Source organism: Oceanobacillus sp. Castelsardo, assembly GCF_001659985.1.
Classification (GTDB): Bacteria; Bacillota; Bacilli; order Bacillales; family Amphibacillaceae; genus Oceanobacillus.
In genome coordinates this window covers 1-22,084 of sequence record NZ_LYCS01000003.1, presented here as the reverse complement: position 1 = coordinate 22,084, position 22,084 = coordinate 1, and the positions used below count along the sequence as shown (strand labels likewise).

Here is a 22,084-nt window from a genome sequence, read left to right as displayed (position 1 = left end):
AGGCTGACGGTTGTTTTTGGGAGGTTGAGGGCGAGGTTGAATGGTGTTTGGTTGAATGCTGAAATATCCTGATGAAGTACTGAAATATCCAGTGGTAGTGCTGATAAACCGCGAGTGAGTGCTGAAATATCCAGTGGTAGTGCTGATAAAGCGCGGGTGAGTGCTGAAATATCCAGTGGTAGTGCTGATAAAGCGCGGGTGAGTGCTGATATATCTAGTGGTAGTGCTGATAAAACACGAGTGAATGCTGAAATATCCAGTGGTAGTGCTGATAAAACACGATTGAATGCTGATATATCCAGTGGCAGTGCTGATAAAACACGAGTGAGTGCTGAAATATCCAGTAAGAGTACTGATAAACCGCAAGTGAGTGCTGATAAATCCAGTAAGAGTACTGATAAACCGCGAGTGAATGCTGAAATATCCAGTGGTAGTGCTGATAAACCGCGAGTGAGTGCTGATATATCCAGTAAGAGTACTGATAAACCGCGAGTGAATGCTGATATCCCAGCAAGAGTACTGATAAACCGCGAGTGAATGCTGAAAAATCCAGTGGTAGTGCTGATAAAACACGAGTGAGTGCTGAAATATCCAGTGGTAGTGCTGATAAACCGTGAGTGAGTGCTGATATATCCAGTAATAGTGCTGATAAACCACGGGTGAGTGCTGAAATATCCAGTGGTAGTGCTGATAAACCGCGAGTGAGTGCTGAAAAATCCAGTGGTAGTGCTGATAAACCGCGAGTGAGTGCTGAAAAATCCAGTGGTAGTGCTGATAAACCGCGAGTGAGTGCTGAAATATCCAGTGGTAGTGCTGATAAAACACGAGTGAATGCTGAAATATCCAGTGGTAGTGCTGATAAACCGCGAGTGAGTGCTGATATCCCAGCAAGAGTACCGATAACTAACAAGCAAGCCAATATCTCGTACCGAGGTTTGCGAATCTAAACGCAATCAAACCCATCCCACATAGTAACAACCAATACATAACAGCCTTTAACTAAAACAAAAGGGAGAGAATCATTATGGCAAAAAGAATTAGAGTAACACCAGAAGAATTAGGAACAGCTTCTCAAAAAGTGCAGGAGCTTTCTGAATCGTACACTAGTATTTATAACCAATTAATGCAAGCAGCAAGTACGATGGGAGAAGCTTGGGAAGGGGAAGACAACCTAGCATTTGTGGATCAAATTAATGGTTTCAATGATGATTTGAAAAACATGGCGGACAAGCTTATGACAGCAAGCCAAGCGCTAGAACAACAACGTTCCAACTATGCAGCAATCCAAGAAAATAACAAGGTTCAAGTAAGAAAATTAACGAACTAATATCATAACTAATTCATGAACGAATACACGAAAAGATTACAATTAATGAACTTATAAATGGAAGGGAAAGATAAATAATGGCTGGACAAATTAAAGTAAGTACGGCGCAGGTTTCAGATATTGCATCTACTATCGAACGTTTAAATCAACAACTACATGACGAACTAACAAACAGTAAACAAACAATCCAAAATTTACAAAACACATGGCAAGGGGAAGCTTCAGAAGCAACGGTTTCTTCTTATGAGGAATTTGCAAACAAATATTTCCAAACCTATTACGAAATTTTGGATGAATATGTGAAATTCTTAAGATTGAATGTAGAACAAGGATACTTTGAAACAGAAACAGCGAACACCAATCTAGCTGACGCTTTTAAATAAGGAAAAAGGACGGCGATAGATTCTATCGCCTTTCCTCACATTCTATATTTTTTTGCAGGTTGAAAAGAAGAGGGATTTTTTTCTTACATAAGACAGCTAATGATAAAGCCCTAGCAAAGTTTATGAGTGCCGGAATGAAAGGAAAAATCCTCAGCATCGTCACTCATAAGGTTAATGAGTGACGATGCTGAGGAAAAATCCTCAGCATCGTCACTCATAAGGTTAATGAGTGCCGGAAAGAAAGGGAAAGTCCTTAGCATCGTCACTCATAAGGTTAATGAGTGCCGGAAAGAGAGTAAAAATCCTTAGCATCGTCACTCATAAGGTAGATGAGTGCCCGAATGAAAGTAAAAATCCCTAACATCGTCACTCATAAGGTAGATGAGTGCCGGAATAAGAAGAAAAATCCTCAGCACCGTCACTCATAAGGTAGATGAGTGCCGGAATGAGAGTAAAAATCCTCAGCATCGTCACTCATAAGGTTAATGAGTGCCGGAAAGAAAGGGAAAGTCCTTAGCATCGTCACTCATAAGGTTAATGAGTGCCGGAAGGAGAAGAAAAATCCTTAGCATCGTCACTCATAAGGTAGATGAGTGCCGGAAAGAAAGGAAAAATCCTCGGAATCGTCACTCATAAGGTAGATGAGTGCCGGAATGAGAGTAAAAGTCCTCAGCATCGTCACTCATAAAACCTTTTCTCGCGTTCCGATTACTTACGCCATTGGAAAGGTTTGTATAAATGCAACTAAGGCTTTCGCCGGCCAAAAAGTGGGTGCAAGGTTTGTTAACAATGAAAGTAGGAATATGATGCGTAAGAAATTAATGAAAAAGTTGGGTATCATTTTAATCGCCATATCCATGTTTAGCTTACTCGGTTGCAGTGAAGTTAATCAAAAACAAGCTGATCAAGCGGTAAGTTTATTAGAAGAAAAATACAACCAAAAATTCGTAGCAACCCACATTGGGGAACGTTACGGTACAGCTACGAATGATACCATTACAACGATTGTACATCCTGAAGGGAAAGAAAATTTAATATTTAAAACAAAAGTGACGAAGGATGGAGAATTAATCGGGGACGGCTATATACCTAAATTAATCAGCGATCAATTTAATAATATATTGAAAAAAGAACTGGAGTCTATAGGCATAGAAAGTGAGACATTTACATTAGCCATGAAGACAAACAGTAGTGGTGAAACAGATACATCCATTACGATTGAAGAATATGTTAAAAAATATCAACCAGGATTTTTTTCAGCCCAAGCGATTGTAAAAGGTACGGGGAATATTACTGGGGAGCAGTTTGAACAAGCGTTAACGCGTGCATATGAGGCCGGGGCGGAAACGATATACCAAGTACAGGCTCGTGTCATTCCAGAAGCGGAATATGAAAAGGCTAGGGAAGAGTTTATAAAACTGACAGATGTATCTAGTTCGTGGTTCCTTGATTACAATGTAGTGGAGAAAATCGATGCGGTAGCAGATCCGAATGGATATAACTTTAGGTATTCTGGGGGCCATTCCGCTATCGGGGATCATGATTCGTAATGTTTATATTAGACCAAAATGAAACGTGTAACAGATATCAATTATTCCTGGAAAATTAGAATAACAAGTAAAGCCTTCTGAGTGAATGCGAGGTTTTTCAAACAAGGAAAGTAGGATTAATATGCGTAAAAATCTATGGAAAAAGGTGGGTGTCATTTTTATGGCGATATCCATATTTAGTTTACTCGGTTGTAGTGAAGTTGATCAGAAACAAGCGGATCAAGCGGTTAGCCTATTAGAAGAAAAATACAATCAAAAATTTGTTGTAACCCACATTGGCGAGCGTTATGGAACAGTTACCAATGATACGATTACAACGATTGTACACCCTGAAGGGAAAGAAAATTTAACTTTTAAAACGATAACTTCAAAAGATGGCAAGCTTGTAGCAGACGGTTATACTTCTGCTTTAATTAGTGATCAATTTAATGAAATAATGAAGCAGGAGTTGGAACCTTTAGGAATAGAAAGTGAGACCCACACGGTAAGTGTTAAAGCGAATAGTTCTACGGATACAGACACATCTATTACCATTGGGGAGTATGTGGACAAATATCAACCAGCTTATTTTTCAGCTCATATGATTGTGAAAGATACAGGGGATATAAAAGGCGAACAATTTGAGCAAGCATTGTTAAAAGCTTATGAAGCTGGTAAAGAGAATATGTATCAAATATGGATTGGTATTATTTCAGAAGATGAATACGAAGAAGCGGCTAAGGAGTATAGAAAGTTAACAGAAGTATCGTCTTCCGTGTATGAAGACTATAACTATGTGGATGAAATGGATGCAGTAGCAGATGGGAATGGCTATCATTTCATTTTTCACTCTGATCCTAGGTATAAGGCAGATCAATAATCTTTTCAGTATCTGAACAAATCATATAATTTGAGACAAAGATCTCCTATCTTAAATGGTCTAATATTTTTCAAACTAGGAAAGTAGGAATAATATGTATAAAAATCTATGGAAAAAGGTGGGTGTCATAATAATGGCGATATCCATATTTAGTTTACTTGGTTGTAGTGAAATGGATCAAAAACAGGCGGATCAAGCAGTTAGTTTGGTTGAAGAAAAATACGATCAAAAATTCGTAGCAACCCACATTGGGGAACGTTACGGTACAGCAACGAATGATACCATTACAACGATTTTACATCCTGAGGGTGAAGAAAGTTTAGCATTTAAAACGATTACGACAAAGGATGGGGAGTTAATAGGTGATGCTTATGTTCCAATCCTAATCAGTGAAAAGTTTAACGAGATCATGAAGAAAGAGTTGGAACCTTTAGGAATAGAGAGTGAGACGTATACCTTTATTATGGGAACGGAACAAAGTAGTGCGAAGGAAACAGATACATCCATCTCGATTGGAGAGTATGTGGATAAATATCAGCCACGCTATTTTTCGGCTCACATGATTGTAAAAGATACGGGGGACGTGAAAGGAGAACAATTTGAACAAGCGTTATTGAAAGCTTACCAGGCAACGAATGAGACCATGTACCAAATAGGAATCCGTATTCTTCCTGCAGATGAATACGAGGAAGCGGCAAAAGATTATCGAACATTACCTGAGGTAAGGGATTCATGGTTCCGTGACTATGATTTAGTAGATGAGATTGATGCGATGGCAGATGGGAACGGCTATAATTTTATTCATCATTCAGATCCCAGATATAATAAGGCAGGTGAATAAAGGTGTCAGATTCTGAAAAAACTGTTTCCGTATCGGAAGAAGATATGAAATATGCGACGGATATCGCTTATTTAGATCTTGGTTTATTGGTATCCAACGCACCGAAGAGTAACATTCCGGGAGTAGAAGATTCTTATACGGATTCATATACCGTTGGTGAGCTTTTAGAGATCCCTCCTGAAACACCAGAAAACTATAATTTTCCCCAAAGTTATTTTGATGGGTTAGTAGAAGGGAAAGACACGCACGGAGATGAACTTGTAACGCTGAATGCGGATAAAATAAACGGGTTACCAGAAGAAGCGCTGGATTGGAAAATCCTCGAAACTTTTGATGGGAATAATCAAAGTGGTTCAGGTTTTTATGGTACGGTCATTGAGACGGGTGATGGTGAGATTATTGTATCCTTCCGTGGAAGTGAAGAAATTGGTGAAATGCAAAATTTACATCAAGATTGGCTTCAGGCTGATGTGGCACTAATTGCTGGAGAAATGACGGATCAGCAACAGGATGCGAATGTGTTTATTGATGAACTAATACAAAAAGGTTATTTCAATGGGGAAAAGGATATTTATTTTGCGGGGCATTCCCTAGGCGGAAATCTAGCAGAGCATGCAACGTTCTATGCAGCTTCCCAAGGTGTTGCAGATAAAATAACGAAAACGATTAGTTATGATGGGCCGGGGTTTGCAAAGGAATACTTGTGGGAGAATCGAGAAAGTATTGAAATCGCAACAGAAAATATTGATATGAAGCATATCGAGCAATCCGTAGTTGGTGGTATATTACAATACGTTCCTGGTATTGATTATGTTCATGCGAAATTGAAAGAAGATGGTCCTGTTCAACATAGTACCGATTTTGTGAAATTTGACAAAGATGGAAATGTGGATGAAACCTATCCGTTTTTACAAAAGTCTACTTCGTTAAACACGTTTCTTGGTTCGCCACTTACAGAAGGTTTGGATGATCTTATTAGCCCTACAGCAGGTAAGGTTATTGTGGAGACAGTCGTTCAAATTACGACATGGGGACCAAAAGTAAAAGAATGGCTCGTGAACGAAGACGGTTCTTTAACTACTGCTGGGAATACATTAGTGGTTGGGCTTGGTGCCATTGCGGTCAAATTGGGACCTGCAGGCATACTTACTGCAGCGGCCTCTGTAGCAGCATTTGCGGTAGCAACCGTCGCAGCAGTTACCGTTGTTTTATTAGCGGTTCTAATAAACGAACTGATAGAAGACCTGGTCGAATATGTAGTAAACGTTGTTATTCCGGAAGTAATTGGATGGATAGGTGATGCGATTGCTAGTGTTGTAGACTGGGCAGCGGAAGAATTACGAGATTTTGGCGATTTCCTAGTAGATGCAGCGAAAAGTTTATGGGACAGCTTTCTTGATTTATTTGAGCGGGGACCAAAGGCACATGCAACATCTACATACATCAAAGTCGATACATATAAATTGAAAAACTATGCAGAGCGTCTTGATTCACTAAGAGCAAGGATTAGGTCCGTTGATTCCGATTTAAATATGTTGTATTTAACAGAAGGGTTCTTAGACATCCTTCAGCTTATGATTGCAGAAAAGCTACCTACTTCTAGGCAAATGAACAAGGTCATTAATTATATGCAAGAGACGGCAGAAGCCTTTGAATCTGCAGAAAATAAAATTATGGGTGTTTAATAGGGGGCACATATGAGTCTATCTAGTGTGAGATCTGAACTTAATAGTATTATTAATGAGCTAGAGAGTATCCAATCTGGACTAAAGTCTGAATTTAGTGGGATCGGAAGTGAAGTTGCTGCCGCACGGATTCAAGATTTCATTGATGATTGCGAAAGAGCAAAGAATGCACTAGGCCGGGTCGATCCCTCTAATCTTTCCGAAGCTCATTTGGAATCAAAAGGACGATAAGGGGGAACGTAAATGGCAAGTGATCTTTCTATAAATACGGGAAATGTTGTCAACACGGCATATCGTATCAACTATCTGAATCAAGAAATTTCAAAGGATTTTAAAGGTGTAGAAGATGCGGTAAAACGAATCAATAACAGTTGGAATAGTCAAGCTTCCTCTCACATCCTTGGTCACTTTTCTTCCATTCAAACAGCATTGAAAGAGAATCGCCATAACGTGATGGACAACTATTTTCGATTTTTAGTGGAACAGGTTGCGGATGGATATGAAGTAACCGAATCTACTAATAAAAAATTAGCAGATGCTTTTAAATAGAGGAGGAGCGGCACATGCCTTTCATTGAAGTGAATCATTTACATTTTGATTGGGCAGCAAAAGAGATTGACAGCTATGTAGAGTCCTATAAACAAAGGATGGGAGAAGCGGGCAGTCAGGTCACGAATCTAAAAGCGAACTGGATTGGACAAGATTCGGATGAATTTATGTCTAAATGGAATGAGATAGATGATCCGTCATCCACTTCTAAACAAACGGAGAAGGCTTTAGAAGAGTATGCGGAAACATTACGTTTTGTAGGGGATCAGTATAAAAAGGCTCAGAAAAAAGCGATTGATCTGGCTAATCGTTTATAAGATGCTTTGTGTGGAAGTTGCCCTAGATAGAAGGTAGGTTTTCGAAAATGATTCGGAAAAAAAGTGGTATCTTCTTCTTGGTGTTCACTCTATTTATGACGATGGCTATCTCACCACCGTGAAGGAAAGTAGGTTTTATAAAATGAAAATATTAAAAAGGGTAGGTGTCATTTTCATGGCATTCTCTATATTAGGCCTATTAGGATGTAGTAAAGTTGATGATGATATAGCAGATAGAGTTGTGAAAAAATTAGAAGAAAAATACGATGGAGAGTTTGAGGTAACAGCCCTTGGAAATCGATTTGGCACAGCGACAAATGATACTGTGACAACTTATGTAAGGGAAAAAAATAATGATGTGGTTTTTGAAGTTGTTATGGATAACGATGATAACATTGAGTTTGAGGATTACCCACGTCGGAAATTAGCGAAAGAACTGGAAAGCCAGTATACAGAGGTATTAGATAAAGAGGGTATCAATTCTGTGGCAAGGTTAGATATGATTTCGGAAAAGGCAGTTCAATCAGTAGAAATAAGCTTATCGGAGTCAATTGACTCTCATTCTCCAAAGTATTTTGTTGGTGATGTGATTTTGGAGGAGAATGAAAATATGAAACCGGATGATCTCATACAGGCTTATGAGTCACTCTATAATAATCAACTAAAGAAAACACCATTACAAACAAATATATGGATAATTTCTAGTGATAATTTTGATCAAGCCGTGCAAGAATTTAATGAAAATCCATGGGTGAGTGATGCGTGGTACGATGATTATGATGTGGTAAACAACTTTTTATTAGTTATAGAAGAAGAAGGCATTGTAACGGATAATGAAGAGATAAAACGTCACTTATAGGAGGAGTGAATGGAAAATTCAGACCAACATTTAAAAATAGCAACAGATATAGCTTATCAAGACTTAGATAAAGTTATAAAAAAAATGTACTATAAGACAGGAGATTCCCCAACGATTGAAGAAATTATAACGTTCGCGGAACGACATGGTCAGGAAAGTGTCGTAAAAAACATCGAAAAAAAGTTAAACCTACCAGAACATGCAAACGTTAAGGATGACATACTGCATTGGCGTATCGTAGAGGTTCATAATAAAAATGGTAAAGATGACAATGGTTTCTACGCCAACTAGTAGATGATGGGTATTCAGAAGTAGAAACGGTAAATAAGTCGTTGGCTGATGCCTTTAAATAATGGTTTGATTTGGGGAATAGTAGAAAATGAGCAATTATACTTACGTGAATCATAGTAAAATGGAGACAACAGCGAAATCGATAGATACATATATTACTAAACATCATAAAAAAATGACTTCAGCAGAACAACAAGTAACTGCACTTGCTTCGACTTGGCAAGGGGATGATTCCCTGGCATTTAAGAATCAATGGGGGAAACTGACCAGTCAAGATTCAACCTCAAAAAACATGACCAAATCATTAGAAAAATATGCTGAATTCTTAAGGTATGCAGCAAGTCAGTATAAAGATGCTCAATCGAAAGCAGTGAATAGAGCGAATAGGTTATAGGATGAGTTATTAGATAGTAGGTAGGAGATAAGAATGGCTAAAACAGCGAAAATAACCTTGGAAAAACAGAATAATAGATATGTGGTTATCAAACGGATCAACCATCCAGAAGCAATTATCGAGCGCGAGTTAAATTTAATTTCAGCTGGCTTTTACGATCATTTGCTTCCAGTTCACAAGGAGCATGTGAAAAAAGGGGTTAACTTAACCTGTTCCATTGACGGCATGATCACACTAAAAACGTTCTTTGCTGCGATTACAAATAAGAAGATGTTTTTAAATATCGTCAGTCAACTCGTTCAAATAGTGAAGCAATGTGAACATGATCTGATGAATGCTACGAATCTCATGTTAGATATGGATTACATTTTTTTAGATCCGATGACAAAGAAAGTGAAATGCATCTTTTGGCCGATTGTCAACAATCAGCATGCGAAGAACATCGAGGAGTTTTTTAAGGATATTCCATATCACGTTGTTTTTACCAAATTCGAGGAACATGACTATGTCACGAAATACATTCGCTATTTTAACAGTTTCATTCCCTTCTCCATCCAAGGCTTGGAGAAGCTACTATTTGAATTAATGGGTAAAACAGTGGAGAAGAAGTCTTATGTTCCTTCAGGTTCTACGGATAACGATGAAAAAGAGAATTCGAGTGAAGTGAAGGAAGTAGAGAAAGCTTCGAGTCATATCGCCTACAATCCATTTGAACATACGAGTGAAGGGAAAGCAGCTGTCTGCCAAAATTGTGGGCAGAAGCATGAGAAAGGCGCGAATTTTTGTACTTCTTGCGGTTCCCGACTACAAGAGTCTTCATCTTCTGACATAGAAAAACAAAATGTATTCAGTGAAACAACGGTCTTAGGAACGGATGATGCGGGTGGTACGACTGTTCTTGGCGTAGAGGATTATGAGGAACCAACATACCCTTATCTGATTAGGAAAAGTAATGAAGAAAAGGTCGTCGTCGATAAACCGGCCTTTCGAATCGGAAAAGAAAAGAAATACTGTGATTACTTTATTTCCAATAATAATGCGATTAGTCGCAGTCACGCAGACATTATTACGAGAGACGATTGCTATTATATTATCGATCATAACTCAACGAATAAAACGTATGTCGACAATCGGGTTATCCCGGTTCATAAAGAGGTAGAAATTTTTTCTGGGACGAAAATAAGACTGGCAAATGAGGATTTTGTATTTTACGTATAGTAGGGGGTTCTGTCATGGAAATCTTAACAGCCGCACATACCGATGTTGGTATTCAGAAAGAAACGAATCAAGATAGTTTGTGTGTAAAAATTTCCGAGACATCTGTTGGCAAGGTCATGCTTGCGGTCATTTGTGATGGAATGGGTGGACTTGCGAAGGGTGAAGTGGCAAGTGCTAGTGTGATCCAGGCGTTTTCCAAATGGTTTGAGGATGAACTTCCCGAGCAACTTGTAAATCAAGACTGGGATGATATCGAGTACCGCTGGGAAAGGATCATTAAGGAACAAAATCAGCGGATAGCAACATACGGTAGAAAGGTGAAAATGAATCTTGGCACGACCTTGACTGCTTTGTTACTCGTTGATTCTAAGTTTATGCTCATTGGTCATGTTGGGGATTCGCGTGCTTATCGCTTAGACACGAATATCCACCAACTAACAGAAGATCAAACGGTTGTCGCACAAGCAGTTAGACAAGGCACTTTAACCGTCGAGCAAGCAAGGAATGATCCGAGGAGAAACGTACTACTACAATGTATTGGTGCATCCAAATTGGTTCAAGCCGAATTTATACGAGGGAGAGCTGGTGCAGGAGAAGTGTACGTGCTCTGTTCAGACGGGTTTCGACATGTTTTAACAGATGTGGAAATTTTCCAAGCATTTGATCCAGAGAAGCTGCAAGATGAGGTAACGATGGAGAAGCGAGCGGTGGAAATGGTGGAGTTAGTAAAGGAAAGACAGGAAACAGATAACATTTCTGTTTTGGTTGTGAAAATACAGTAAGGATGGGGACTTCGGGTGGCGGAAATAGGATCTGTAATCGATGGAAAATATGAAATACTGAAGCTTATTGGCCAAGGTGGCATGTCCAAAGTTTACTTAGCGATGGACAAACGTTTGAACAAACAGTGGGCAGTAAAAGAGATTGAAAAAACAGCAAAAGATAAAAACAATGATGTCATCGTCCAAAGTGCAATCGCCGAGGCAAATATGATTAAAAGATTGGACCATCCATCGTTGCCACGTATTGTCGACATAATTGACAGAGGGAACGTCATCTTTGTCATTATGGACTACATTGAAGGGGAGCCCCTCAGTGAGATTGTCGATGAGTATGGAGCGCAGCCACAGGAAATTGTCATCGAATGGGCGAAGCAGCTTTGTGAAGTACTCGATTATTTACATACACGAAATCCCGCCATCATTTATCGGGATATGAAACCCGGGAACGTCATGCTCAAGCCAGACGGAAACATTAAACTGATAGACTTCGGGATTGCGAGGGAATTCAAAGATCAGAATCTAGCGGATACGGTTAGCCTAGGGACAAAAGGGTATGCCGCACCGGAACAATTTGGTGGCAAAGGACAAACAGATCCACGAACGGATGTTTACTGTCTTGGTGTCACATTGTATCACCTAATTACGGGTCAAAATCCGAGCGAACCACCGTATGAGCTGTACCCAATTCGGTACTGGAATCCCCATTTATCTGGTGGTTTAGAAAGAATCATTCAAAAATGTACGCAGCTCAATCCAGAGGACAGGTACCAATCTTGTGCCGAACTTTTATATGCATTGAATCATTATGAAGAAATGGACGATGTTTATCGGGAAAAGCAAAAAGGGAAGCTACGCAAATTTAGTATCGTAGCAGCATCTGCTTTTCTTTGCTTATTTATCGGGATTTTTGGCCAAGTGATGAAAAATCATACGAATAATTCCGATTTCAGTGCAATGATGCGGGTGGCCGAAACTGCTTCAACCGACACGAATAAAATTGACAACTATTTAAATGCCATCGATATTAAGCCAAACGTAACGGAAGGTTATCTAGGACTCCTTGATGCATTTAAAAATGATGCCAATTTTACCGTGGAAGAAGAAGCTCAACTAAAGAAAAAGATTAACGTCCATTTATCTAAGTTAAGAGAAAATGAAGATTATGCAGATTTAGCCTTCGAGTTAGGAAAAATCTATTGGTATTACTACGATTATGGGAAAACCGAGACGAGTGATAATCAAGTAACAAGAATGAAGAGCTCGGTACAGTGGTTTGAAGATGCTGTCCGCTATGGCTCATCAGATAAATCTTACTTTGAAATGGCCACCATTTATAGTGACATTGGCAAATTTAATCAAGATATTAACCTTCATATTGAAGAAGCTTCGGATAAAGGGAAATACCGCCCATACTGGCGAAATTTGAAGGAATTAATCGAAAGGCTTGCCGATAACCCGGATGAAAATGAGATTGTAAAACTAGAACTCTATAAATTGGGGATGTATTCCATCGAAACGTATGCTAGAAAATTGAAAGCAGATGGAATTGAGGAATCGGAAATCCGAGCAGTTTTTGAGTCGATTAAGGAAAGTACTAATCAAGTTTCCGTTACAACAGATAAAACCGAAACAATGAAAGAATCCATTATTAATCGCTTTGCAACAGCTGAAAAGGCGATCGAGAATGCATCTAGGGAGGAAATCAAATGAATGCAACCACATGGCAAATCATTTCTATCGTCGGATATTCCCTTTTCGGAATCCTCCTCATTGCCGCGGTCATTATGTTTTTCAAAATGGACGTCTTGGCTATTATCGGAGATTTAACCGGAAAAACTGCTGAGAAACAAATCCAAGCCATCCGCGAGCAGAATACGAAAACTGGGCAGAAACGTTATGAGCCGGGTGCTTATAATGTGGAGCGTGGTGAGTTGACGAAGCCAGTACGGAAATCGAGGAGGCTTGGGCGGACAGGGGGTACAGCAGGGGCCTATGTTTCCGGCCGAATGACAGGAACTGGTGGATCTGGTCGTGTGAATGGTTCAGGGGAGATATCTGATGGATTAGCAGGTGTGAGATTTGTTAAAGGACAGACGGAGGATACTTCACCACCTATTGTGCTTGGGGATTTACGGCGTGGGAGTTTTGCTGAGAGTGCTGCGGATGAGGAACGTGTGAATCGGGGGGTGGATGGAACTCAAGTGTTGGCGGATGGTATGCCGGAGTTAGGGGAAGGCACCCAAGTGTTGGTAGACGGTATGCGAGAGTTAGGGGAAGGCACCCAAGTGTTAGCAGACGGTACGCAGGTGTTGTCGGATGGGACACAGGTATTGGCTGATGGAACTCAAGTGTTAGCAGACGGAACCATGGTATTGTCGGGTGGGACCCAAGTATTGGCAGACGGAACTCAGGTATTAGCGGATGGAACCCAGGTGTTAGCGGATGGCATGCCGGGGGAAACGACGGTGTTGGATCAGACTGGGGAGTTAACTAGCGAGGATCAAGAGGAAATTGAATTTAAAGTAGTTAAAGATGTGAAGATAGTACATAGTGATGAGGTTATTTGATTAGTGGGAGTAGGGGGATTGCTGATATCAGAAGTGCGGATGCTGATATCCGGGGTGTGATTGCTGATATCCGGGGTGTGATTGCTGATATCTAGGGTGTGATTGCTGATATCCGGGGTGTGATTGCTGATATCTGGGTAGTGATTGCTGATATCAAGGTAGTGATTGCTGATATCCGGGTAGTGAGAGCTGATATCAGAGGTGCGGATGCTGATATCAGGGGCACGAATGCTGATATCCAGAACGCGAATCCTGGATTAACACACGCGATTACCGGATTCTCGCTCCCGACTACCAGATACACACGCTCAAACACCATATCCCAACACATAAACATGTTATAAAGTTTATCTAAACAATCAATCAAACCTAATTAAGAGGAGAGAAACAGATGGTTAAGCAGAAAAAAGCAAGTTTTACGCGCTTGTTGTCCATGCTTCTTGCCTTTCTGATGTTTACATATAATTTACCATTAGGTGTAATCGTTGCGACGGCTGAGGGTTTAAGTAAGGCCGATGTGTTCACTTTGCAAATTGTGGGCAATGAAGGTGCGATAGCAGGGGCGACGGTATCTGGTAATAATACGGATAGTGTTGTAAAGGTGGAGGCTAAGACGGATCAGGATGGGAGAGTTTCATTCCCGGAGATAACGGCTGCTGATCTGCAAGGTAATAATGACTTCCAGTTTGTTGTGACATTGCCTGGGGAAGCGGGAGAAAAGAGCTTTTCCCATAAGATAGCAAACGGATCAAAAGAGGAACTTATTTTTAATATAACAACAGGAGAGAAATCGGTGAAGGAATCTAGCCCTCCTGTAGACACGGAGCCTCCAACTGAACCGGAAAATCCGGGGGAATCGGTACCTGAGCCAGAGCCAGAACCAACTCCTCCAACCAAATATGAAGTGACCGTTAATAAAAACGGTTCAGGAGAAGGTTCGATTCAATTAAATAATAAAAAATATAACGAACCAATTAAAATAGAAGAAGGAAAAGATGTAAAAGTTAACATTACGTCAACTTCAGACTCTGTTATTGGACAAGTTAAAGTTAACGGGGTAGAAAAGTCCATATCGGACCAAAAAAAATACGAAGAAACGATTAAGGTTTCTGCGAATACAACCATTGAAGTGGAATTTGTGAAAGTTTATTCTATCTCCTTTGCGAGTGATGGTAATGGAACCATCAAAGATAAAGATGGCCAAAGTATTGATGCGGCTGAGGGGACGGTGGATGTTGAGCATGGTTCTTCGCCTTCTTTTACCGTGACACCGAATACAGGTTATCATGTAGAGGAAATTAAGATTGATGGTAAACGAGAAAATCTGAACGCACTTGCTGACGGGGAAAATCGATATAAATATACGTTTAAAAATGTAGAGAGAGATCATCAAGTCGAAATTACGTTTGCTATAAATGTGTACGATGTTACAACGGAAGTAAAAGGCGGAAATGGAAAAATGACGTCGAAGCATTCTGAAGTAGAGTACAACGGTAATACAAGCGTCAAGATTTTTCCAGATGAATCATACAAAGTGAAAACTCTTCTCGATAATGGAGACGTGGTGAATTTAGAAGATAATCCAAATGTCACCCTTGATGATGATGGACATTACACGTACGAAATAAAGGAAATTACCGAAAACCGTGAAATTACGGTGGAATTTGAAAAAATCCCAACGGTCAAAGGAACGTGGAAAGACTATGTTTCTATTAATCCGACATCAGGAAAATTAATAGATTCCGATGATGAGACGGGTGTATATATTTATTCCAAAGATGCAAAAGTTGAGATGACACCGGTAGATCCATATAAGCGAATAAAGGATAGACGTTGGAAAAAGGAAATTAAGTTTGAGGAAAACGTGAGTGTGAATGAGGTCAACTTAAGAAACGGGTTTTTGGTGAACAACGTATCCTTTGATAAAGACCTTCATATTCTCTTTGATACAGAAGCACCTGAAATTAAACAGATGGACGTAACTGGGGATAATAAAAAGGAAAGCAATGATAAGGTTTGGTTCAGTGGCAATGTGACCGTTTCTGGAAAAATCGATAACGTAGAACAGACTTTTAATAAGGTGAACTATTCCACGGAAATTGCCAACGTATTTTACAGCAAAGGGGAGTACTCACCAGAAAAGGCTGAGGAAGCGACATACGATCCAGAAGATCATTCCTTTGAATTCAAACCGGCCGATGAAGATTATAGTGGTATTTATAGTGTTTGGGCAGTGGATAAGGCTGGGAATGTTTCTGAAGTGAAGCCGGTGAATGTGAATGTTGACCAAACGAACCCGACTTTAGTCGATGGGGAAGCAGTGACATTCAAGCAAACGAATGACAGTGCACTTGCTGAGTATTTAAACTTCCTAACATTTGGAACCTATTTTAATAAAGAAATTGAAGTAACGGTAAAAGTGCAGGACGAAGCTTCAGGGATTCAGTCTATTTCTCTAGCGACATCTGAAAGCACAGATAATCCAAGCATTGAACAAAATAGCTTTGAAGCGAAGGGCAAAGGTGCTGAAGCAGTTTTCACCATTCATGCGGAAAGCTTCTCTGGATCCCTTTCTGTTACAGTGACAGATCATACGAACAACAAAGAAACGTACAAAGTAACGAACGGAAATTCCAATATTTCAGCGGATAATAATGGGGTCTTTATGGTTGATAAAGTTGCTCCAACTGGCGAAATCGAGCTAACAACAAATACAGAAACTCCTAAAGTTTTAGAAGGGGAGAAATTTAACCAAGATGTCCTATTCAATATGTCTGTTGCGGATGCGGACTCTGGTTTAAACTCGGTATGGATTTATGTGAATGATGAAATTTATCAAAAGTATCATTACAACAAGGAGAAAAAACAAGAGGACACCTATACGATTTCAACAGATTCAAAGGATATCAAAAGCCGTGACGGAAAATATCATGTTCGCGTCTATGTAGTGGATAATGCGGGAAATACACACACCGCGGAAAAAACGATTTATATTGATAAAACGAGTCCTACGATCAAAGGATACACATTCTCTGCAGAAACTTCTATAGGCGAATATGAAGTGATTGCGGAGGAAACTCATTTTAAAGAAACAGTGGAAAAAACGGATTATGGTTTTTATTTCAAGAAACCGGTTCGAGTGACGATTACAGCTGAGGATAAAGAAGTGTTGTTCGAACATGCTAGTGGCGTTCAGTCGATGGTCATTTATTTACAAGACCATCATACGAAAAAATACTATGCCGTAATGGAGAATGGTTCCTTAAAGGAAGTAGCCGAAGCGGATATTGGAAAAATTACTCCAGTTCAAACAGAGGCAAGTTTAACATTTGATGTTCCGAAATCTTTCAAAGGGCAAATTTTTGCCAAAGCGATCGACAACGTGAAAAATACTGGTAAATTCGAAACACCACAGGGCACGATTGTCGAAAGTCCGGAGCAGCACGAAAAAGAAGAACATATTGCGATGGATAAAGTCGCTACCGATAAAAAAGACATAAACGATGTAGAACTTTATTCCGAAGATGTCGATGTTACATTTACGGTTACAGATACTTACTCTGGTATCGAAAACATTGAATGGTCAGTAGTTGCGCCATATGATACCGAAAATAATCAAGGTGGAAAACTGACGATCAACAATGATAAAAGCTATACGGATGGCAGTGATGCAGAAGGTTGGGAGCAAACGAAGACAGATAACAACCTTGTCACCGAGATGCAAAAGAAAATTAAAGTGAACAACAACAGTAATGATATTGTTGTGAAAGTGAAAATGACGGATCGGGCTGGCAATGTTTCTGAGGAAGAAATGACATTCAGCATTGATAAAACTGTACCAACGATTGACATTAAGTATGACAACAACACATCTGATCCGGAAAACACGGACGTTTATAACGCAAATCGTACGGCAACGATCACGATTACGGAGCGTAATTTTAATCCAGAAGATGTTGTTCATCAAATTACGAATGCGGACAGTGATGTTGTTCCAGCAATAGAATCTTGGGAAACGATAGAAAGTAAAAACCCTGATTCCACAACGCATACCGCAGTTGTCAACTATACGGAAGATGGGGATTACACGTTTGACATCTCTTACGCGGACAATGCGAAAAATAAAGCAGCCGCCGTCCCACAGCATGCATTTACGATTGATAAAACACCTCCAGAAGTGAGTGTGGAGTATGACAATAATGATGCAGCTAATGGAAATTATTATAAAGAAAAACGCACCGCAACGATTACCGTAAACGAACATAACTTTGATGAGAATCGTTTTTATGTGACGGGCGCAACGATTAAAGGTGAGGAAAAACAGCCGTTACCTGACTTAAGTGACTGGGAAGAAGTTGCTGAAGATGTACATGTAGCTAAGATGGTATTCGAGGAAGATGCATTTTATGAATATGACATTGATGTAGCGGATACGGCAGGAAATAAACCTGTGGAAGATTTTGCTGCAGAAGAATTTTTCGTGGACCAAACCCCTGCAACATTAGTGGATGGGGAGGCAGTAACTTTCAAGCAGAAAAACGATAATTATTTTGCCAAGGTCTTAAACTTCCTAACGTTTGGTACATTCTTTAATAAAGAAATTACAATTGATGTGAAAACAATCGATGGGACAACGGGAATCGAAGCGATAGAGCTTTTAGCAAATGAGAAAGCCATTGAGCAAAAAGAAATTAACATCAATCCGGAAGAATTAACAGGAGAGGCAACGTTCACGCTAGATGCTGACTATTTCAATGAAGCTTTTGATGTGAAAATTACGGACGTGGCACATAATGTAGAAACGTATCCTGTTACAGCGGAAAACTCAAATATCGCATCAGAAACGAATCGAAATGTCATCATCGAAAAGGAAAAACCAGAAGTATCGATTGATGTGATTCCGAAAAAAGGGGTATCTTCTTATAAAAATCAATACAATGGGGAAGTTACGTTTGAAATAGCGGTGGAAGATCAAGATTCCGGTATTAATACTGTGACGATTGATGTGAATGGGAAAAAATATGAGTATGACTACTCTGAACGTGAGAAAATTACGAAGAGCCCAGAGCCTTACCGGATTAGTACGGACGATAAAGGAATTGAAATTAAGGATGATGGGTCTTACAACGTTTCGGTTTATGTGATTGATAATGCTGGAAATGAAAATACGGCAGAAACGAAAACATACAAAGATGAAACCGATCCAGTAATTTTGGATTACACTTTTTCAACAAAAGGTTCTAAAGGATTTACAACGGATGCTTTAAGTAAATCCGTAAAACTTACCGATTACGGCTTCTATTTTAAAGAAGCAACCCAAGTGAAAATTAGTGCTGAAGATCCGGAAGTAGACAAGGAATTTACGAGTAACTTGAAGGCCATCACCGTTTACTTGAAGGATCATGACAATGGAAAATACTATGCCATCTGGAAAAATGGTTCGTTTAAAGAAATAAAAGAATCTCAGATTGGCAGCATTGCTCCAATTACGACGAAGCGGGATGTTACTTTTAACGTGCCACAATCATTCAAAGGACAAATATTTGCCCAAGCGACAGATTACGTGCAAAATACCGGTGCTTACGTGACACCAGATGGCGCAATTTTGGAAAATGCGAGGAAACATAAAGAAGAAAAACATATCGCAATCGAGAAGCCGACCGCACCAGCGAAGGACCATAATAACGAGGACCTTTATTCTGGTAATGTGAACGTTGATTTGACGGTAACCGATACGTATTCTGGAATTAGTGAAATTGAGTGGTCGGTTATCGCACCGTATGATACAGGCAATAACCAAAGTGGAAGTCTTGTTCTTAACAATGATAAAACCTATAAAAAAGGTAGCGATAGTCAAGGCTGGAAACAAATGAAATCCGATAAAAACCTTGTAACCGAAATGAAGAAGACCATTACCGTAAACAATGACAGTAATGACATCAAGGTTAAAGTGAAAATGACGGATCGAGCAGGAAATACGTCGGAGGACGATTTGACCTTTAGTATCGATAAGTCAGCTCCATCGATTGAAGTTTCGTATGATAACAACATGCCTGATGCGGATAATGCTGATTTTTATAATGAAAATCGAACCGCAACGATTGTTATTACAGAGCGTAACTTTAAACCGGAAGATGTGGAATACCGTGTGACTAACACAGATGGTTCCATTCCTGGATTGAGTGGTTGGTCGACGAGCCGAAATGCTAGTAATCCAGATTTAACGACGCACACCGCAACGATTACGTACAGTGCCGATGGGGATTACACGTTTGATATTCAGTATCAAGATAATGCTGGAAACAAAGCGGCACCTGTAGAACAAGATTCATTCACGATCGACAAAACGAAACCGGAAATCAATGTTTCCTACGATACAAACGATGCAGTGAATGGAAATTACTTTAACACAGCAAGAACCGCAACGATTTCCGTGAAGGAACATAACTTCGATCCGAGCCGTATCCGAATTCAAGGAACAGCGACAGATGGTGGAAAAGCAATTGCCTTCCCATCAGCAAGTGGCTGGTCCCGTAGTGGCGATGTTCACACGGCGACGATTTCGTATAGTGCAGATGCATTGTATAGCTTTGACATTGACTTTATGGACATGGCCGGAAACGTGGCGGACGACTTTGACATGCAAGAATTTTACGTGGACCAAACCGAACCGGAACTTACGATTACAGGGGTGAAAGATAGGTCCGCAAATAATGGAAAAGTCGTACCAGTTGTAACTTATTCCGATACGAACTTTGATAAGAATGCCGTTTCGATTACGTTAAAAGGTGCAAACCGCAATAACGTGAAAATCGACGGAAGCTATTCCAACAAAGGGAATGGACAAGTTTTCACATTCAAGAACTTTGAAAAAACAAAGGAAAATGATGATCTTTACACATTAACGGCAACATTAACCGACTTTGCGGGAAATGAAACGAAAGAAGAAATTCATTTTTCCGTCAACCGTTTCGGATCTGTCTATGCATTTGACGATAGTTTAGACGGAATGATCGGGAAGTATGTGCAAAAAGAACGCGACATCGTTTTAACAGAAACGAACGTTGACAACCTGAAAAAAGATTCGATTACAATAAAAATGACACAGAATGGTAACCCGCAAGACTTGGAAGCAGGCAAGGATTATACGATTACCAACACTGGTGGCCCGGGCGAATGGAGCCAATACACGTACACGATTAACAAAGAACTTTTTGCAGGCGATGGCAGATATACCGTTTCGATTTATTCAGAGGACGTAGCTGGAAACATTAACGAAAACATCGATGAAGCGAAGAAAGCAGAAATTGCCTTTGGTATCGATAAAACAAACCCAGTTGTCGTACCAATCGATTTGGAAGATGGCAAACAATATCCAGTCGATAACAAAAAAGCAACGATTTCTGTAAAAGATAATCTTGTATTAGATGATGTTGCTATTACGCTTAATGATAAAGAAATAGAGTATGAAGTAGATGGCGAAAACGTTGTGTTTGAAATTCCAAGCGCAAACGCACCGCAAGACGTGAAAGTGCTAGCGACGGATGCAGCTGGAAATGAGGTCGTTACGGAAGTAAGTGGCTTCCTAGTTACGACGAACCTGGTTGCACGCTGGTATAACAACACACCATTATTCGTTGGATCCCTTGGAGGAGTAGGTGTCTTGATTGCTGCCGTACTAGGATACTTCCTATTTAGAAACAGAAATAACGGAAATGCGGAACAAAGTGAAACAGAAGAAAAAGTTGGATAAGGAGGAATGTCTTTATGGCCATGGAAGAAGTGTTTTCATTAACGAATATCCTCCTTATGGTTAGTATTTTGATTAATATTGTAACGATGATTTTTGTTATTAGGAAACGGGGCTCAGCTGCTGGTGTGCGTGATTCACAGCAGCTTGGCGGCGATGCCCCTGTTGGGGAGCCGGCTTCCTCTGATGGACGGGCCTTCGAAGCGGGAGTTGTGTTTTGCAGGAACTGTGGGAATCAATATGAATCAACGGAGAAGGTTTGTCCGGGGTGTAGGACTCCGAGATGATGATGCAAGCTGGTACTTTGGTGCCAGCTTGCTTTTTGTGTTGGGAGGGGGGATTGTGGGAGGGATATCGGTACTCGGTTTCGGGATATCAGCGCTCGCCGCTGTTATATCAGCCCTCGCCCCATTATATCAGCACTCACCGCTGTTATATCAGCGCTCGTCCCCTTATATCAGCACTCGTCGCCGTTATATCAGCGCTCGCCGCTGTTATATCAGTACTCGCCCCGTTATATCAGCGCTCGTCCCGTTATATCATCGCTCGCCGCTGTTATGTCAGCACTCGCCCCCATTATATCAGCGCTCGTCGCCGTTATATCAGCGCTCGCCCCTGTTATATCAGCACAAGCCGCTGTTATATCAGCACTCTCCCCGTTATATCGGCACTCGCCCCCATTATATCAGCGCTCGCCCCGTTATATCAGCCC

Annotated in this window: 20 protein-coding genes; all 20 read left to right on the top strand. The window is 40.2% G+C overall.

The window, feature by feature from the left end; genetic code table 11:
* Window positions 1–114: 114 nt before the first annotated feature.
* The 20 genes from A9178_RS06915 (at window position 115) to A9178_RS06815 (ending at window position 21,659) form a co-directional block, all read left to right on the top strand.
* Window positions 115–537, top strand: a complete 423-nt coding sequence (locus A9178_RS06915; protein WP_068673718.1) for a hypothetical protein — start codon at window positions 115–117, stop codon at window positions 535–537.
* Window positions 538–617: 80 nt separating this feature from the next.
* Window positions 618–947 (top strand): hypothetical protein, encoded by a 330-nt coding sequence (locus tag A9178_RS06910; RefSeq protein ID WP_068673716.1) that lies wholly within the window; start codon window positions 618–620, stop codon window positions 945–947.
* Between the two features lie 77 nt (window positions 948–1,024).
* Window positions 1,025–1,327, top strand: a complete 303-nt coding sequence (locus tag A9178_RS06905; RefSeq protein WP_068673714.1) for a WXG100 family type VII secretion target — start codon at window positions 1,025–1,027, stop codon at window positions 1,325–1,327.
* Window positions 1,328–1,404: 77 nt separating this feature from the next.
* Window positions 1,405–1,710 (top strand): WXG100 family type VII secretion target, encoded by a 306-nt coding sequence (locus tag A9178_RS06900; protein ID WP_068673712.1) that lies wholly within the window; start codon window positions 1,405–1,407, stop codon window positions 1,708–1,710.
* An 806-nt stretch (window positions 1,711–2,516) separates the two neighbouring features.
* Entirely contained in the window at window positions 2,517–3,260 is a 744-nt protein-coding gene (locus tag A9178_RS06895) for a hypothetical protein (RefSeq protein WP_156520719.1), read from the top strand.
* Between the two features lie 121 nt (window positions 3,261–3,381).
* The gene (locus tag A9178_RS06890) at window positions 3,382–4,119 is read left to right on the top strand and encodes a peptidylprolyl isomerase (RefSeq protein ID WP_156520718.1); all 738 of its coding nucleotides are present in this window, start codon (window positions 3,382–3,384) and stop codon (window positions 4,117–4,119) included.
* 133 nt (window positions 4,120–4,252) lie between these two features.
* Window positions 4,253–4,960 (top strand): hypothetical protein, encoded by a 708-nt coding sequence (locus A9178_RS06885; protein ID WP_068673707.1) that lies wholly within the window; start codon window positions 4,253–4,255, stop codon window positions 4,958–4,960.
* A 2-nt stretch (window positions 4,961–4,962) separates the two neighbouring features.
* On the top strand, window positions 4,963–6,645 hold the full coding sequence (locus A9178_RS06880; RefSeq protein WP_068673705.1) for an Mbeg1-like protein: 1,683 nt from the start codon (window positions 4,963–4,965) through the stop codon (window positions 6,643–6,645).
* Window positions 6,646–6,657: 12 nt separating this feature from the next.
* Complete coding sequence (locus tag A9178_RS06875; protein ID WP_068673702.1) at window positions 6,658–6,876, top strand: hypothetical protein; 219 nt, start codon at window positions 6,658–6,660, stop codon at window positions 6,874–6,876.
* 12 nt (window positions 6,877–6,888) lie between these two features.
* Window positions 6,889–7,194: a hypothetical protein gene (locus A9178_RS06870; RefSeq protein WP_068673700.1), complete on the top strand. Its 306-nt coding sequence runs from the start codon at window positions 6,889–6,891 to the stop codon at window positions 7,192–7,194.
* A gap of 14 nt (window positions 7,195–7,208) precedes the next feature.
* Complete coding sequence (locus A9178_RS06865) at window positions 7,209–7,511, top strand: WXG100 family type VII secretion target (protein ID WP_068673699.1); 303 nt, start codon at window positions 7,209–7,211, stop codon at window positions 7,509–7,511.
* Window positions 7,512–7,653: 142 nt separating this feature from the next.
* On the top strand, window positions 7,654–8,370 hold the full coding sequence (locus A9178_RS06860) for a hypothetical protein (protein ID WP_156520717.1): 717 nt from the start codon (window positions 7,654–7,656) through the stop codon (window positions 8,368–8,370).
* A gap of 9 nt (window positions 8,371–8,379) precedes the next feature.
* On the top strand, window positions 8,380–8,661 hold the full coding sequence (locus A9178_RS06855; RefSeq protein WP_068673695.1) for a hypothetical protein: 282 nt from the start codon (window positions 8,380–8,382) through the stop codon (window positions 8,659–8,661).
* A gap of 88 nt (window positions 8,662–8,749) precedes the next feature.
* Window positions 8,750–9,055 (top strand): WXG100 family type VII secretion target, encoded by a 306-nt coding sequence (locus tag A9178_RS06850; protein ID WP_068673693.1) that lies wholly within the window; start codon window positions 8,750–8,752, stop codon window positions 9,053–9,055.
* 33 nt (window positions 9,056–9,088) lie between these two features.
* Entirely contained in the window at window positions 9,089–10,273 is a 1,185-nt protein-coding gene (locus tag A9178_RS06845) for a DUF6382 domain-containing protein (protein WP_068673692.1), read from the top strand.
* A gap of 14 nt (window positions 10,274–10,287) precedes the next feature.
* Window positions 10,288–11,055 (top strand): PP2C family protein-serine/threonine phosphatase, encoded by a 768-nt coding sequence (locus A9178_RS06840; RefSeq protein WP_068673689.1) that lies wholly within the window; start codon window positions 10,288–10,290, stop codon window positions 11,053–11,055.
* A gap of 15 nt (window positions 11,056–11,070) precedes the next feature.
* A complete protein-coding gene (locus A9178_RS06835; RefSeq protein ID WP_068673687.1) occupies window positions 11,071–12,765 on the top strand; it encodes a serine/threonine protein kinase in 1,695 nt (564 codons plus the stop codon).
* Window positions 12,762–13,622, top strand: coding sequence for a hypothetical protein (locus tag A9178_RS06830; RefSeq protein ID WP_068673685.1), 861 nt, complete (start codon window positions 12,762–12,764; stop codon window positions 13,620–13,622). The genes A9178_RS06835 and A9178_RS06830 overlap by 4 nt, the downstream gene beginning before the upstream one ends.
* A gap of 391 nt (window positions 13,623–14,013) precedes the next feature.
* Window positions 14,014–21,375: an Ig-like domain-containing protein gene (locus A9178_RS06820; RefSeq protein ID WP_068673681.1), complete on the top strand. Its 7,362-nt coding sequence runs from the start codon at window positions 14,014–14,016 to the stop codon at window positions 21,373–21,375.
* Between the two features lie 14 nt (window positions 21,376–21,389).
* Window positions 21,390–21,659: a zinc ribbon domain-containing protein gene (locus tag A9178_RS06815; protein WP_068673679.1), complete on the top strand. Its 270-nt coding sequence runs from the start codon at window positions 21,390–21,392 to the stop codon at window positions 21,657–21,659.
* Window positions 21,660–22,084: the final 425 nt, after the last annotated feature.

Excerpts from the sequence above, each read along its gene's own strand:
- A9178_RS06905 (WP_068673714.1), top strand. The coding sequence starts at position 1,025 with ATGGCAAAAAGAATTAGAGTAACACCAGAAGAATTAGGAACAGCTTCT.
- A9178_RS06900 (WP_068673712.1), top strand. The coding sequence starts at position 1,405 with ATGGCTGGACAAATTAAAGTAAGTACGGCGCAGGTTTCAGATATTGCA.
- A9178_RS06895 (WP_156520719.1), top strand. The coding sequence starts at position 2,517 with ATGCGTAAGAAATTAATGAAAAAGTTGGGTATCATTTTAATCGCCATA.
- A9178_RS06890 (WP_156520718.1), top strand. The coding sequence starts at position 3,382 with ATGCGTAAAAATCTATGGAAAAAGGTGGGTGTCATTTTTATGGCGATA.
- A9178_RS06885 (WP_068673707.1), top strand. The coding sequence starts at position 4,253 with ATGGCGATATCCATATTTAGTTTACTTGGTTGTAGTGAAATGGATCAA.
- A9178_RS06875 (WP_068673702.1), top strand. The coding sequence starts at position 6,658 with ATGAGTCTATCTAGTGTGAGATCTGAACTTAATAGTATTATTAATGAG.
- A9178_RS06870 (WP_068673700.1), top strand. The coding sequence starts at position 6,889 with ATGGCAAGTGATCTTTCTATAAATACGGGAAATGTTGTCAACACGGCA.
- A9178_RS06865 (WP_068673699.1), top strand. The coding sequence starts at position 7,209 with ATGCCTTTCATTGAAGTGAATCATTTACATTTTGATTGGGCAGCAAAA.
- A9178_RS06860 (WP_156520717.1), top strand. The coding sequence starts at position 7,654 with ATGAAAATATTAAAAAGGGTAGGTGTCATTTTCATGGCATTCTCTATA.
- A9178_RS06855 (WP_068673695.1), top strand. The coding sequence starts at position 8,380 with ATGGAAAATTCAGACCAACATTTAAAAATAGCAACAGATATAGCTTAT.
- A9178_RS06850 (WP_068673693.1), top strand. The coding sequence starts at position 8,750 with ATGAGCAATTATACTTACGTGAATCATAGTAAAATGGAGACAACAGCG.
- A9178_RS06845 (WP_068673692.1), top strand. The coding sequence starts at position 9,089 with ATGGCTAAAACAGCGAAAATAACCTTGGAAAAACAGAATAATAGATAT.
- A9178_RS06840 (WP_068673689.1), top strand. The coding sequence starts at position 10,288 with ATGGAAATCTTAACAGCCGCACATACCGATGTTGGTATTCAGAAAGAA.
- A9178_RS06830 (WP_068673685.1), top strand. The coding sequence starts at position 12,762 with ATGAATGCAACCACATGGCAAATCATTTCTATCGTCGGATATTCCCTT.
- A9178_RS06820 (WP_068673681.1), top strand. The coding sequence starts at position 14,014 with ATGGTTAAGCAGAAAAAAGCAAGTTTTACGCGCTTGTTGTCCATGCTT.
- A9178_RS06815 (WP_068673679.1), top strand. The coding sequence starts at position 21,390 with ATGGCCATGGAAGAAGTGTTTTCATTAACGAATATCCTCCTTATGGTT.